13 protein-coding genes, 1 tRNA gene and 1 pseudogene are annotated in these 15,659 nt (G+C 30.4%); 13 read left to right on the top strand and 2 right to left on the bottom strand.

The window, feature by feature from the left end:
- Positions 1 to 1,658: 1,658 nt before the first annotated feature.
- Positions 1,659 to 2,396, bottom strand: coding sequence for an AraC family transcriptional regulator (locus tag RHP49_10955; GenBank protein WNH11421.1), 738 nt, complete (start codon positions 2,394 to 2,396; stop codon positions 1,659 to 1,661).
- 514 nt (positions 2,397 to 2,910) lie between these two features.
- Between RHP49_10955 and RHP49_10950 the strand changes: the two are divergent.
- A pseudogene (locus RHP49_10950) lies at positions 2,911 to 3,573 on the top strand (transposase).
- 120 nt (positions 3,574 to 3,693) lie between these two features.
- Here RHP49_10950 and RHP49_10945 read toward each other — a convergent pair.
- Positions 3,694 to 3,768: transfer RNA gene (locus RHP49_10945), tRNA-Pro, on the bottom strand.
- Between the two features lie 145 nt (positions 3,769 to 3,913).
- On the opposite strand from RHP49_10945, the gene RHP49_10940 reads away from it, so the two are divergent.
- The 12 genes from RHP49_10940 to lepB all read left to right on the top strand — a co-directional run bounded on the left by RHP49_10940 (position 3,914) and on the right by lepB (position 15,656).
- Positions 3,914 to 6,202, top strand: coding sequence for a TonB-dependent receptor (locus tag RHP49_10940; GenBank protein WNH11420.1), 2,289 nt, complete (start codon positions 3,914 to 3,916; stop codon positions 6,200 to 6,202).
- 23 nt (positions 6,203 to 6,225) lie between these two features.
- A complete protein-coding gene (locus RHP49_10935; protein ID WNH11419.1) occupies positions 6,226 to 7,350 on the top strand; it encodes a PQQ-dependent sugar dehydrogenase in 1,125 nt (374 codons plus the stop codon).
- 95 nt (positions 7,351 to 7,445) lie between these two features.
- A complete protein-coding gene (locus RHP49_10930; protein ID WNH11418.1) occupies positions 7,446 to 7,841 on the top strand; it encodes a cytochrome c in 396 nt (131 codons plus the stop codon).
- A 66-nt stretch (positions 7,842 to 7,907) separates the two neighbouring features.
- The gene (gene udk / locus RHP49_10925) at positions 7,908 to 8,513 is read left to right on the top strand and encodes a uridine kinase (GenBank protein WNH11417.1); all 606 of its coding nucleotides are present in this window, start codon (positions 7,908 to 7,910) and stop codon (positions 8,511 to 8,513) included.
- Positions 8,514 to 8,840, top strand: a complete 327-nt coding sequence (locus RHP49_10920) for a septum formation initiator family protein (GenBank protein ID WNH11416.1) — start codon at positions 8,514 to 8,516, stop codon at positions 8,838 to 8,840.
- A complete protein-coding gene (locus RHP49_10915) occupies positions 8,833 to 10,206 on the top strand; it encodes a methylmalonyl-CoA mutase subunit beta (protein WNH11415.1) in 1,374 nt (457 codons plus the stop codon). Before RHP49_10920 ends, RHP49_10915 begins: the two co-directional genes overlap by 8 nt.
- 1 nt (position 10,207) lies before the next feature.
- Positions 10,208 to 10,846: a hypothetical protein gene (locus RHP49_10910; GenBank protein WNH11414.1), complete on the top strand. Its 639-nt coding sequence runs from the start codon at positions 10,208 to 10,210 to the stop codon at positions 10,844 to 10,846.
- 173 nt (positions 10,847 to 11,019) lie between these two features.
- Positions 11,020 to 11,784, top strand: coding sequence for an AAA family ATPase (locus RHP49_10905; protein WNH11413.1), 765 nt, complete (start codon positions 11,020 to 11,022; stop codon positions 11,782 to 11,784).
- A 3-nt stretch (positions 11,785 to 11,787) separates the two neighbouring features.
- Positions 11,788 to 12,705 carry a ParB/RepB/Spo0J family partition protein gene (locus RHP49_10900; protein WNH11412.1) on the top strand — a complete coding sequence of 306 codons (918 nt, stop codon included), beginning with the start codon at positions 11,788 to 11,790 and terminating at the stop codon, positions 12,703 to 12,705.
- A complete protein-coding gene (locus RHP49_10895) occupies positions 12,695 to 13,309 on the top strand; it encodes a DUF5683 domain-containing protein (protein ID WNH11411.1) in 615 nt (204 codons plus the stop codon). Before RHP49_10900 ends, RHP49_10895 begins: the two co-directional genes overlap by 11 nt.
- Position 13,310: 1 nt before the next feature.
- Entirely contained in the window at positions 13,311 to 14,018 is a 708-nt protein-coding gene (gene dapB / locus RHP49_10890; protein WNH11410.1) for a 4-hydroxy-tetrahydrodipicolinate reductase, read from the top strand.
- Between the two features lie 66 nt (positions 14,019 to 14,084).
- Positions 14,085 to 15,656: a signal peptidase I gene (gene lepB / locus RHP49_10885; protein WNH11409.1), complete on the top strand. Its 1,572-nt coding sequence runs from the start codon at positions 14,085 to 14,087 to the stop codon at positions 15,654 to 15,656.
- The last annotated feature ends 3 nt before the right edge of the window (positions 15,657 to 15,659 follow it).

Raw genomic sequence — 15,659 nt, 5'->3', positions numbered from 1 at the left:
TAATATAACAAGGAGCGTATAAATAAAAAATACCGTCTTTGATGTTATGCTAGAATTGGCAAAACCTGACTGGTTAATTGAAGGAAGAAATAACAACAACAAAATTATGGTTATGAATAAGCTCATATAAATCACACCAAAATTTTTAATAAATCCTTCATCAAGTTTTTAATAGTCTTGACATTCTACATGTCTGTTTTATTCTTTAATTGAAACTAAATTATCTATAGTATCAATCAATTAGTTTATTCCTAAACGCACTTTATTAATTCTTTGAGAGACTTATGTAGGCGAATTTACACGAAGTTTCAAGGAAACAATATAAATTAATGCCCATAACATATTAATTATCGCTCATTTCGCCTTATTTAACCAGAATTATAGATATTTATAAAGCTAGGGAAGTCTAGGCGAAGGAAAAAACCTTTCAAAACCTTTCGAAAAACCGTACTTCGCTGTCTTCTACCATCAAAGCTTCATTGCCTTATAAATGGACTCACTTCTAAGTTTATTCTATTCTGGGCAACTAAGAAGTTGTAGAGCAAGAGGGCAATGCACTAAAGCGACATTACATAATTTGTTTTTATTGTAAAAAATTAAAGTACAATCAGTTAACAAGTATTAAATCATTTTTATTCCATGCAAAAAATACCATAATTATGTTAACCCCTTCGAAAACCCTTATAAACACTGGGTGCATTAACATAATCGAAGTGTTTAAGCTACCGCGCTCACTTTGGCTGAGCTTGCTGCATTTTTAAATTTAAGGATTCTACTTGCTCTTCAGTCTCTAAATCCACAACTTTAAAACGATCGATTTTCTCCCTTTAAAAAATAAATCAATGTAGTCCATTCATAAATATTGTAAATATTACCCTTCGAATTGAATATAATTTTGTAACTTTAAAAAGATTAGGATAAATTATAGGACACTAGTATTCATTGATTTGTCTTAATGTTATCCAATAAAATGGTCAATACTGATATCAATAAAATTATATCCGATAAAACTATCCAATTAAATTTTAAGGATAAGTTGACCTATTTTGGCATTGCATTTTATTTATTGGTTTTTTTCGTTTTGATCCTGATTGGAAAATTGGTAGATTTCATTCAGCACAACATATTGGCAGTTGAATTAATAGGACTGTCAATTGCTACGGTTGTATTGATAACTCAAAACAAAAAATTAAAATTCAAGTCAATACTGGCAAACCTAACTGCTAGTGAAATTAACAGTGCCATTTACATGACATCCAAATAGTTGAGATGGCACCTCGTCGATGTTGGATCAAATTATACTATTGCTACAAGAGAAGGGGGTACTTTTCCTTTCAGTTGGGAAGAGCAAATCACAATAATATCCATCAACGAAAAAATACTTATCAATAGCCTATGCGACCCAGACAGTGCAATGATCACAATTTTTGGTAAAAACAAAAGGAACATTAATACCTTTGCAAAGAATATCATTAAGCAACAGACAATGGATTATAAAGTGCCTTTTTGATATTCTGAACAAAGAAATTCTAATATAAGACTACTGCGCTCGCTATGGTCGAGCTTACTTCATTTTTAAAGAGGTTCGCTTTTCGAGAATATTATATTAACTAAAAGTTTCAAATTATTAAAAGCCTCTTAGTTTTGGAGACTAATCCTTAATTAAATACTATAATACCGGAATTCTGTAATTTAAGATTGTTTTGGCGGTTTAAATATTCCTTTGGTGCCAGTTTGGTTAGTTTTTTAAAAGAGGTAGAAAACAAATTATATGAACTGAAACCTACTTTAATAGATAACTCTTCCAAAGTTAAGGTATTTAAATATCCTTCATCAATAAGTTTTAGAGCATCTTTTATTTTACAGTAATTTTTGTATTCCTCAAAAGTAACTATTGCGTGATATTTAAAGATATAGTATATATGGCATTTAGGGATGTTTATTGCTTTTGCAAAATCAGGAAATGAAAATTTAGTATTTCTAAAAGGGTGTTCTTTGTTCACAAAATTTTCAATATCAGATATATAAGGCAATACTCTTTTCTCTATATTGTCACTCACCTTACTGTCCTTAAGATTTGAAACACGTATTGAATCAAATATCCAGACATGATCATTAATGTTAATTTGGTTTAGAGTTTCTATGTCCCTTCTTTTCAGATCTGGATAACCATATAAAATTTCTGGATGAATCAAAATTTTACCATAAACGAGAAACCAAGGTATGACAACCAAGAAGGAATAGTTTTGTGCTCTTAATAATTCACCCGAAATTTTTTCAGAATGAATTGAATATAAAATTCGTAAAAATAAAAATGAGGAAATTGTAAAAATAAATAGTGTCCAATTTTTAATAAGAAGATAATGTCTTTTTTCAACAGATTTGTTTACATCCAATCTCCATAAGCCATTGTAAAGAATATTACAGGATAGGATAATATAAACCAATATGAACACATTCAAGCTTATAAACCGTATATTTTCAATGGACTGGTTCTTTAAAATCGGAAAATATTCTTGACCAAAATTCAAAACTAAATTCAAAACTGGATATAAAAAGTGGATTAAATCTTTTTTATGAACACGTTCATAATCTTTGGTTAAAGATTTAAAGTACAGATATAAAGAAGGCACTACAATTAGGTATATTGGTGAAATATATTTTGAAGTGAGTATTGAGTTAGTATTTATTATTTCAAATAAGCCAATAATGATGCTCCTAATAGAGCATAGAATAAAAATTATCACCAAATATATATTCACGAAAATATTTGACCTATACGAAAATAGCATGAGTGATATTACAAATAAGCCAATAATACCGACCAAAATTAAGGTCGAGTTCATAAAAAAATGGGGCATGTTATTTCTTTTTGTTAAGAAAACGATTTAAATATGTGGATTAAATTTAATGAAATTACCTAAACAGACTATGAATAATTTCTATTTTTTTAGTGGATCAATCTCAAAAACCATACAGGTTACAAATCGATTTCATGTACAAAAGCTTGCCCTAGAAGCATTACAAGATATTAGAATAAAACATAGGTGGGACGCTATAGACTTGGAGAATCAGGAAATAAAGGAAGCTAAAATCGATAATAAAGCATATAAACCGCAGCTGTTTTGTAATGAAGATACCAGAAAACAGCTCTTAGCTAGAAGTAGATATTTACTCTACAAAGCACCTCAAAACTGGACACAAAATCAATATGAGAGAAGTAAAATACTGTTTCAAGAATATCCAGATATTAAAACCGCTTTCAATTTAGTTCAAGGACTCAGAACCATCTTCAATACTGCAAAATCACTAGAAATAGCATACACAAAACTTGCTCATTGACACAAGGATGTCGAACAATCTGGTTTTAGAGCATTTAATACAATAGCAAATACAATAACTCTAAACTATGGGTCTATACTTAATTATTTTATCAATAGAAGCACTAACGCTTCTGCTGAATCTTATAATGCGAAAATAAAAGCTTTTATGGCTCTCCCTATAACTATTGGGATTAGAGGTGTTAAAAATGTAGAGTTCTTCCTTTTTAGATTAACTACAATTTTTGCTTAAACACAACAATTAGGAATGACCCGTTTTCATAACACTAAAGGTTTAGTGTATCCCTATTTCAGGATGGGACTAACATAAAAAGAAAAAGCCTTACTAATTTTAGTAAGGCTTTTTATTAAGTCGGGGTGGCAGGATTCGAACCTGCGACCTCCGCGTCCCAAACGCGGCGCGATAACCGGGCTACGCTACACCCCGAATTGGTTATCTTGTAACAGGCTGCAAATATACTTTATTTATTCATTTTACAAATTAATTTTTAAAGAAAATATTCAACAAAGAATAAAACTAAATAACTATTTAAAATCTATAATTTAGCATATCAAACAAAAAATGATTCCAGTTGTATTCTAAAAAATTAAAACTACTCACTTTACTTGCTATTTGTCTAACTTTATTCAGTTATGGTCAAATTAAAATAATTGATAATGACAGTAAAGAAACTCTGCATGATGTTAAAATAATTAATAGTCAAACAAACGATTCTTTAATGTCAAACTCAAATGAATATTTCAAGATATTAAAGGCAGGAACTTATATTTTAAAAAAAGCAGGTTATTTTGACAAAGTTGTTTCATTAAAAAAAGACAAATATTATATTATTGCATTAAGCATTAATCCTTCAGAATTAAATGAAATTATTATTAATGCAAATCATATTCCTAAAAAACTAAAAAAGTCAACAAAATCAATTAGCTTAATTTCATTAAAAGACATTGAACGCTCAAATAGTATAAACTTCGCCTCTGTTTTAAATAGAACACCAGGGGTTTTTATGCAAAGTGGAGCACTTAACACCAATAGAATTACTATTAGAGGCATTGGATCAAGAAATTTATTTGGTACGGCAAAAATTAGAGCATATTTTAAAGATATTCCATTAACTAATGGCAGCGGAGAAACTAATATTGAAGATTTTGAATTAGCATCTATATCTCGTTTCGAAATTATAAAAGGAACGACCTCTAGCGAATATGGTGCAGGACTTGGTGGGACTATTAACATAACACCTAAAAACGCTTATTTAAATACATCGAGTATTAATAATGATTTAATAATTGGATCCTTTGGATTAACAAAAGGAATCATTAACTTAAATCATGGTACAGCCAAAAACAGTTACAGTGCTATTTATAGTAATACACATAGTGATGGCTACCGAGAGAATAATAAATATGACAGGCAAACATTTACCTTAAGCTCTAATCATTTTTTAACAAAAAAAGATGAGATTTCATTTTTAGCTAGCTATGTCGATTTAAAAGCTTTTATTCCAAGTTCAATAAATGAATCTGCGTTTATAAATAATCCAAAGTCTGCGGCCTTTACATGGAAACAAGCTCAGGGCTTTGAAGATTCAAAAAGAGGTGTTTTTGGTTTATCATGGAAACATGAGTACACTAATAGTTTAAAGCAAATAACAAGTATTTTCTCTTCTTTTAGAAATGCTTATGAGCCTAGACCTTTTAATATTTTAAAAGAAAATACTATCGGAATTGGAATGCGTTCTAGGTTTTTAGGACAAACAAAACTGTTTAATAAAAAACTAGATTACACTTTTGGTGGTGAACTTTTTAAGGACGATTATAAATACAAAACTTTTGAAAACTTATACGAAGATTTCCCTTCTGGCATAGGAAGTGTTAAGGGTTTAGAATTGTCAAATTTTAAAGAAAAAAGAAATTATTATAATCTATTCTTTGAAACTAATTATGAGTTTTCAGAAAATACAACACTTTCAATTGGCTTAAACTTAAATGAAACGTCTTATAAATTAGATGATAGATTTACAATTTCAGAAACTAATACCGATCAATCAGGTCGTTATAAATTCAAAAACATTCTATCTCCAAAACTTGGTATATCGCATTTAATTTCAAATAATGTGAGTCTTTTTTCAAATATAAGTCATGGTTTTTCTCCTATTACACTATCAGAAACCTTATTACCAGACGGACAAATAAACACTAATCTAAAACCTGAAACTGGTTGGAATTTTGAAATAGGAACACGTGGTTCTACACTTAATAAAAAGTTACAATTTAACCTTGCTATCTACCGCTTAGACATAAAAAACCTTCTGGTTTCTAGACGTATTGCTGAAGATGAATATATTGGTATCAACGCAGGAAAAACGCAACATGATGGTTTAGAAATATCTTTAAACTATATATGGTTACAGAATGAAGCCTTAACAATAAGCACCTTCACAAATTATACATATAATAATTTCACCTTCAAAGAATTTATTGATGATGAAAATGATTTTTCTGGAAATGATTTAACAGGTGTTCCTTCTAAAATTTTTAATGCAGGTATGGATATCGAATCAACTGTAGGGTTCTATGGAAATATAAATTTTCAATATATAGGACGTATGCCAATAACAGACTCTAATAGCTTATACACTAACAGTTATAACCTAACAAATCTTAAGTTTGGATTCAAAAAAAATCTTAATAAAAAGCTAAAATTGAATCTATATATTGGTTTAAACAATATCTTTAATGAAACCTATGCGTCTCAAATATTAATAAATGCTTCAGGATTTGGTGGCAATGCACCACGTTACTACTACCCTGGGAATCCCAATAATTATTATACTGGCATTAGCTTAAATTATATTTTTTAATGTATATTAAATCAAAAAACAAAATGAAACAGATTTACTCTATACTTGTTCTAATATTTATCACCTGTTCTGCATGTGCACAACAAACCGATTCTGAAATAAAAGCAGAAGATCCTATAGATATAAATTATACAACAGAAGTTGTTGTTCCAGATTTAAATATTCCTTGGGGCATGGTATTTTTACCTGATGGCAGTATGCTTATAACTGAAAAATCTGGAGAAATCATTCGCTTTAAAAATGATAAAAAAACAACTATTGATGGCGTTCCAGAGGTTTATGTCCGTGGTCAAGGAGGTTTATTGGATATTGAATTACATCCAGATTACCCAAATACAGGATGGATTTATTTATCCTACGTATCTTCTGAAGGTGAGGGCGACGGTGGGAACACAGCCATTATGCGCGCAAAACTAAAAGACGATACATTAATTGAAAAACAGATGCTATACAAGGCGAGTCCTAACTCTAAAAAAGGGCAACATTTTGGTTCTCGTATTGAATTTGACAATGAAGGCTACTTATATTTTTCTATTGGAGAACGTGGACAACGAGATGTAAATCCGCAAGATATTACTAGAGATTGTGGTAAGATTTACAGATTAAATGATGACGGAAGTATTCCTTCAGACAATCCTTTTATTGACACTCCAAATGCAAAAACTGCTATTTTTAGTTACGGACATAGAAACCCACAGGGCATGGCAAAAAATCCAATTACTGGAGCCATTTGGGTTAATGAACATGGTCCAAAAGGTGGCGATGAAATAAATATTATAGAAAAAGGAAAAAACTATGGTTGGCCTATTATTTCTTATGGTATCAATTATAGTGGAACGCCTTTTACCGATATTACAGAAAAAGAAGGCATGGAACAACCTCTTTTTTATTGGGTACCATCTATTGCCCCTAGCGGAATGACATTTATTTCATCTGATATTTATCCAGAATGGAAAGGCAACATTCTGGTTGGCTCATTAAAATTTTCTTATTTAGAGCGATTAGAGCTAAAAAACAATAAAGTTATAAAACGCGAAAAACTATTAAACGGCATGGGGCGTGTTAGAAATGTAATTCAAGGTCCAGACGGGTATATTTATGTAGCTATTGAAGGAAAAGGTATCGTGAAAATCATCCCAAATAAATAAAATTATGAAACATTCATAACTAAATTTTCGATACCCAACGAAATGATAAAATGAATGTTACATGTAACCAATAAAAAAACAATAATTTAAAACACATGAAAATATTTTTTTTAAGCTTATTAGCAACTGTATCATTGTCATGCAATTCCCAAAATAATGCTTTAAAAGCAAGTGTAGATAGAGGTAGTGAAATATACACTGATTTTTGTATCTCTTGCCATTTACCAAATGGAACTGGAGTAAAAAAAATCTATCCTCCACTTGCAAATTCAGACTATTTATTAAAAAATAGAGAAGCCAGTATTAAAGCTATTAAATTTGGATTAAATGGCGAAATAATAGTCAATAACGAAAAATACAACAATGTTATGGCAGCTTTAGGTTTAAGTAATGATGAAGTTGCAGATGTAATGAACTATATAAGTAACAGTTGGGGTAACAAAAACGATAAAATAGTAACAGAAGAAGAAGTTTCTAAAATTAAAAAATAAAAGTGATTACACTTATAAAACTATACATTTAACTAACTTTGTGAAAAGCTAATTAAAGAACATATCATGTTAATTATAGGAATTGCAGGTGGTACTGGTTGCGGAAAAACCACCGTTGTAAACCAAATACTAAATGAACTGCCTGAAGGCGAAGTAGGTATCATTTCTCAGGATTCTTATTATAATGACACCACTCATTTATCATATGAGGATCGAGTTAAAATAAACTTTGATCACCCAAGATCTATAGATTTTAATCTTTTAACGAATCACTTAAAAACATTAAAAAATAATCAACCTATACACCAACCCATATATTCGTTCGTTAAACATAATAGAACTGGTGACACTATTTTAACCTACCCCAGAAAAGTAATGATCGTTGAAGGGATCTTAATTTTAACCAATCCAGAATTACGAGATCTTTTTGATATTAAAATATTTGTGCATGCCGATACCGATGAACGATTAATACGGAGATTAAAACGAGATATAACTGAACGTGGTAGAGACATAGACGAAGTTTTAGCAAGATACCAAACAACGTTAAAACCCATGCACGATCAGTTTATAGAGCCTATGAAAGAGTATGCAGATATCATTATCCCAAACAATAAATATAACACGGTTGCGGTAGACATTGTTCGAACCATTATAAACGAGAAACTATAAGTGGCAAAATTCAATAAAAATAAATATTTAAAACCATTTAAAAACTGGTACATTTTAATTCTAGTAATTTTTGGTGCTTGGATGATTTTTTTTGACACTAATTCTTGGTTTATTCATAATGAATTAAACAACGACATTAACGACCTAGAAGCTGAAAAAAAATATTACGAAAGAGAAATTGAAAAAGACAAAAAAGCAATAAAAAAATTAAGTACAGAAGAAGGTTTAGAAAAATTTGCTCGCGAAGAATATTATATGAAACGTGACAATGAAGAAATTTTTATAATTGAATACGAAGACAGTTTAAAAGTAAAGCAAAATGACTAAACAGTTATTTAACGAATTTGATTCGGTTTCTTCAAAACAATGGAAACAAAAAATTCAGTTTGACTTAAAAGGAGCTGACTACAACAACACCTTGATTTGGATATCAAATGAAGACATTTCGGTAAAACCATTTTATCATGCCGATGATTTAAAAGAACTTCAAAAATCATTAGGCACTAAAGCAACTGAATGGAAAATTTGTCAATCTATTTATGTCGCTAATATTGAAAAATCAAACCTAAAAGCAATAAATGCCATAAATAAAGGCGCCAATAGTATTAAGTTTATTATTCCATCTGAAACTGTTTCAATTGAAAATTTATTAAAAAATATTGATTTAGATACCACTTCAATTCATTTTGAATTACACTTTCTATCTTCTAATTTTATTGAAAAAAATGCTTTTATTTCAGCGGAAGCCAAAGTGTATTATCATACAGATATTATTGGAAATCTTGCAAAAACAGGAAACTGGTTTAACAATATAAAGGGCGACTTTTCGCAATTTGAATCTATAATAACACAAACCAAGTATTTCAGCATTAACGCATCATTATATCAAAATTCTGGAGCTACTATCGTACAAGAATTAGGTTATGCTTTGGCTCATGCAAACGAATATTTAAATTATCTGGATACCAATCTTACTAAAGATGTAAAACAATCTATTGATGTTAATTTTAACATCGCTGTTGGCTCCAATTATTTTTTCGAAATTGCGAAACTACGGGCCCTTCGCCTACTCTGGAAAACGGTAGCTTCCAAATATAAAATCAACACTAATTGTCATATTTCAGCAACACCATCAATACGCAATAAAACATTATACGACTATAACACTAATATGTTGCGAACCACTACAGAGTGCATGAGCGCTATTTTAGGTGGGGCTAATACTATTTGTAATTTACCTTACGATGCCATTTTTCATAAAGACAATGCATTTGGTGAGCGTATTGCAAGAAATCAACTATTAGTTTTGAAGCATGAAAGCTATTTTGATAAAATTGATAATCCTACTGATGGAGCTTATTATATTGAATCGTTAACAAATCAATTAGCCGAAAAAGCCTTAGAACTTTTTAAAGACATTGAAAAAAATGGTGGCTTTTTAAAACAATTAAAAGCAGGCACTATACAACGGAAAATCAAGGAAAGTGCAACAAAAGAGCAACAACTATTTGACAAAGGGGAATGCATATTATTAGGCACTAACAAACATGCTAACCCAGATGATACAATGAAAAATGAACTGGAAATTTATCCTTTTGTAAAAACCAATCAAAGAAAAACATTGATTGAACCTATAATAGAAAAACGATTATCAGAAACATTAGAACAAAAACGATTAAAAAATGAACTTTAACATGAACTCAAATTTAAAACTTATTGCTTTATTTTTAGGAATTACCTTATTAAGTTGTAAAAACGAAAACACGTTAACCGAATTTAAATATTCAGAAAAACCCATTGCTCTAACCTGTAGCGATATAAATTCAAAATTATACAATGAAGCACTGTATTCATTTGAAGATGATATCTTAACTTTTTATAGCAAAGACAAACCTAATTTTTCTTTAATCCAGGCTTATAGCCAATTTATAAGAAATGCTACTTATGGAAACGTTAAATATGAAGAAATAATTTCAGAACATACTTCAAATATTTTTAAAGCATTAAAGCAAGACAACGATTTATGGGATGCTAACAATACAAAAAGTCATTTAAACTACAATAGCAAACTCATTAAATGCATAGCAGACAACATAAAAGACAAAAATTTAAAAACAACATTTAATGCGCTAATATCAACAAATAGTATGAGTCCAAAGTTATTTGGGGCACCTCTAAACACAAAATACAGAAATGTACTTTCCGATAAATTTTTAGCATCATACGTTGCTTTCGATTTATTTTATGCTAATCTTTTTAACATAGATTTCTCAAAAGTGAATTTTGACAAACCTGTTGAGAAAGTTGATTTTAATAAAATACCTCAAAAATAAAAACGGATAATTTCATATCAAATAACAAGTTAAAATGCCATAAGTGAAGCTACAAATTCATTTTTACAACTAAATTTATTTATTTTAATAATTAAACTCTGGCTGTTAACAAATTCCATTTTTATTCCTCATAAATAATCGTATTTTTACCATTAATAAAACCAAATCATTTAATGGGTAAAATCATTGCAATTGCTAATCAAAAAGGAGGTGTTGGAAAAACAACAACATCTATAAATTTAGCAGCTTCGCTTGGCGTTCTAGAAAAAAAAGTATTACTTATTGATGCTGACCCTCAAGCAAATGCAACTTCTGGAATTGGAATTGACGTTGAAAATGTTGAAATAGGAACCTACCAACTTTTAGAACATTCAAATTCTGCAAAAGAAGCTATCATTAAAACCGAAACACCGAACTTAGACCTTATTCCGTCGCATATCGACTTAGTTGCTATTGAAATAGAGCTTGTTGATAAAGACGAACGGGAATATATGATGAAAAAGGCGTTAATAGAAATTAAAAACGATTATGATTATATTATAATTGATTGCGCGCCTTCTTTAGGGCTGTTAACACTAAATGCTTTAACTGCTGCTGATGCTGTAATAATTCCAATACAGTGCGAATATTTTGCATTAGAAGGTTTAGGAAAATTACTAAACACAATTAAAAGTGTTCAAAAAATTCACAATCCAGAATTAGATATTGAAGGCTTATTATTAACTATGTATGATTCGCGTTTACGATTATCTAACCAAGTTGTTGAAGAGGTACAAAAACACTTTAACGATATGGTTTTTCAAACCATAATACAACGTAACGTGCGCTTAAGTGAGGCTCCAAGCTATGGTGAAAGTATAATTAATTATGATGCTTCTAGTAAAGGAGCTAGTAATTACTTAAGTTTGGCAAAAGAAATTATCAATAAAAACTCCTAAATTATGGCTAAGGCAACAAAAAAACAGGCTTTAGGTAGAGGTTTATCGGCACTTTTAAGCGACCCTAGCAACGACATACAATCTGTTCAAGATAAAAATGCTGATAAAGTTATTGGTAATATTATTGAATTAGATATTGATTTTATAGAAGTCAATCCCTTTCAGCCTCGAACTAATTTTAGTGAAGAATCGTTACGAGAACTAGCTTCTTCTATTAAAGAATTAGGTATTATTCAGCCTATAACCGTTAGAAAATTAGGATTCAACAAATATCAATTGGTTTCTGGGGAGCGTCGTTTTCGAGCTTCTAAATTATTAGGTCTAGAAACAATTACGTCGTATGTAAGAATCGCTAACGATCAGGAATCATTAGAAATGGCTCTCGTTGAAAACATTCAACGTCAAGATTTAGATCCTATCGAAATTGCCTTATCATACCAACGTTTAATTGATGAAATTAATTTAACGCAAGAACAAATGAGCGAACGTGTTGGTAAAAAACGTTCAACCATTACAAACTATTTACGTTTATTAAGATTAGACCCTATCATACAAACAGGTATGCGTGATGGCTTTATTTCTATGGGACACGGTCGCGCTTTAATAACTATTGAAGACCAAGCAACACAATTAGATATTTATGAAACAGTATTATCTAATAAGTTATCTGTTAGAGAAACAGAGGTTATGGTACGCAACTTTAATGACAATGATGAAGTAAAAGTACCTTCAAAGAACAAAGAAGAAGATGCCGAAGAACTGCCTAAGTTTATAAAAAAAGGTATGAGCACTTTTTCAGAATACTTTGGTCATAAAATTGACGTTAAAGTCTCAAAGAACGGTAAAGGAAAAATAACGATTCCTTTTCATTCTGAAGAAGATTTTAACCGGATTAAAAAATTAGTTCAAGGTGCCAAATAAATTCATAATAGCAAGTCTATTTACATTACTTTTTTGCTTTTCAATAATTGGACAAGAAAAAAAAACAAAAAAACAAAAACTTAAGAAAGAGATTGTTACAGATTCACTTGTTAGTATTAACAATCCTATGAATCCGTTATCTCCAGCTAAAGCTGCTTTTTATTCTGCTGTTTTGCCTGGTTTAGGACAAGCTTATAATAAACAGTATTGGAAAATCCCTCTTGTTTATGCTGCTTTAGGTACTGGAATCTATTTTTACACCAACAACAATAAAGAATACAACCGATATAGAGATGCTTATAAAAGCAGATTAGCTGGTTTTAAAAATGATGAGTTTTATCTTAATTCTCAAGGCGAACCTTTAGACACCCCTAGAGTAACTACCGAAGGTCTCGAAAGAGCTCAAAAATTCTACAGAAAAAACAAAGAAATGTCGCTTTTAGCTATTGTTGGTATTTACGCTTTAAATATTATAGAAGCCAATGTATCGTCGCATTTAATGCAATTTAATGTCGATGAAAACTTATCTTTGGCACCACACTATAACATTAATGAGATTGATGCTACAGGCAATCTCGGATTAACCTTAAATTTTAAATTTTAATATGAACATTGCTTTACTAGGATACGGAAGAATGGGACAAACCATAGAACAAATTGCCATTAAACGTGGACACAATATTGTTTTAAAAGTTGATAAAGATGATAAAGATTACGATATCACAAAAGCCGATGTCGCTATAGATTTTAGCATTCCTAACGTTGCTTTCAATAACATATCTAATTGTTTAAATAACAATGTTCCTGTTATTTCTGGAACAACAGGCTGGTTAGAAAATTATGATAATGCAGTGGCTTTATGTAAAGAAAAAAAGGGCGCATTTATTTATGCGTCTAATTATAGTTTAGGAGTTAATATATTTTTCGAGTTGAATAAAACCTTAGCCAAAATGATGAGTACTTTGAAACAATACAATGTTTCTATGGAAGAAATTCATCATACTAAAAAATTAGATGCTCCAAGCGGTACCGCAATTTCATTAGCAAATGATATTATCGAATTTAATACTAATTTTAAAGCTTGGGAATTAGATTCAACTAAAGAAGAAGCTACTATTCCAATTGTAGCTAAACGTATTGAAGACGTACCTGGAACACATACGGTTAATTATGAAAGTGAAGTTGATACAATTACTATAGAGCATATTGCACATAACAGACAAGGGTTTGCTCTTGGTGCTGTTATTGCAGCCGAATGGATTGTTGGAAAAACTGGCGTTTTTACAATGAACGATGTGTTAAATATTGGTTAATACTTAAAGTTTTGTGTAACAACATAAAGCCGTACAACTACTAACAAAAAATTAAAAATTACGATTATGACATTAATGCAATGGTTTATTTTCATCCTAATTATACAAGTCATTCATGGCTTAGGTACTTGGAAACTATATATTAAAGCAGGCAGACAAGCATGGGAAGCTTTTATTCCTGTTTACAATGGCATTGTATTAATGAAAATCATGAATCGTCCTAGGTGGTGGGTTATTCTTCTGTTTTTACCTATTGTAAACCTTATTATGTTTATAGTCGTTTGGGTGGAAACAGCAAGAAGTTTTGGAAAAAACCAACTTATAGACACTTTTTTAGCTATTATTACACTCGGTTTTTACAACTACTATTTAAATTATTTTACCAATGTAGAACATGTTAAAGATAGAAATATTAATCCGAAATCAGGTTCTGGAGAATGGACAAGTTCTATTCTATTCGCTATTGTAGCAGCAACTATAGTTCACACCTATTTTATACAACCGTTTACCATTCCGTCTTCATCATTAGAGAAATCGTTATTAGTTGGCGATTTTCTTTTTGTAAGCAAATTTCATTATGGTGCCAGAGTACCAATGACAACTGTTGGAGCGCCAATGGTACATGATACCATACCTGTTTTAAAAAATAAATCGTATTTATTCGATGATCATAAGGGAAGTCATTCATGGATAAATAAACTGCAACTTCCATATTTAAGATTTCCAGGATTTGAAAAAATTAAAAGAAACGAGATTGTAGTATTTAATCAGCCAGCAGATACCCTGTTGAATATGAATGATTTTCACCCTGATAGAAATTATTATAAACCTATTGATAAGAAAACTAATTTAGTAAAACGTTGTGTTGCTATTGCTGGAGATTCTTTAGAAGTTCGTGATGGTTTTGTTTACATCAATGGCAAGAAAAATGAGTTACCAGATAGAGCTCATTTACAATTTAGCTACTATGTACAACCAAAAACAAATCAATTTAATCCAACATATTTAAAAGACCGTTACGATATTACTGATGGTTTTGGTATAATAAATAATCAAAATACCTATTATTTTTCTGCTATATCAGATGAAGCATTGGCTAAATTTAAAAATCATCCTAATGTTGCCAATATTACTCCTATTATAAAAGAAAAGGGTGTTAGAGACTCTAATATTTTTCCTCACGATCCAAATTACAATTGGAATATCGACTTTTTTGGACCTTTATACATACCCGAAGCTGGAAAAACAATTGATATAAACCTAGAGGTCTTACCGCTTTATAAACGCGCTATTACAGAATACGAAGGCAACTCGCTACAAGTAAAAGGCAATCAAATTTTTATTAATGGTGAATTAGCAACCACGTATACCTTTAAACAAAATTACTATTGGATGATGGGAGACAACCGCCATAACTCTATTGATGCACGATCATGGGGGTTTGTACCTTTTGACCATGTAGTTGGGAAACCTGTATTTATTTGGATGAGCTGGGATGGTAAAAATCCTAGATGGGAACGCTTCTTTACAACAGTAAGTGGCTCAGGAAAAGCAACATCATATTTAATTCCGTTTATAGTTTTATTATTTGGTTTCATAGGTTTTAATAAATGGCGAGCACGTAAAAAGAATAGCTAATTT

Source organism: Flavobacteriaceae bacterium HL-DH10 (assembly GCA_031826515.1).
Taxonomy (GTDB): domain Bacteria; phylum Bacteroidota; class Bacteroidia; order Flavobacteriales; family Flavobacteriaceae; genus Thalassobellus; species Thalassobellus suaedae.
The sequence above is the reverse complement of the archived record's forward strand: the minus strand, read 5'-3'. Positions and strand labels throughout refer to the sequence as shown.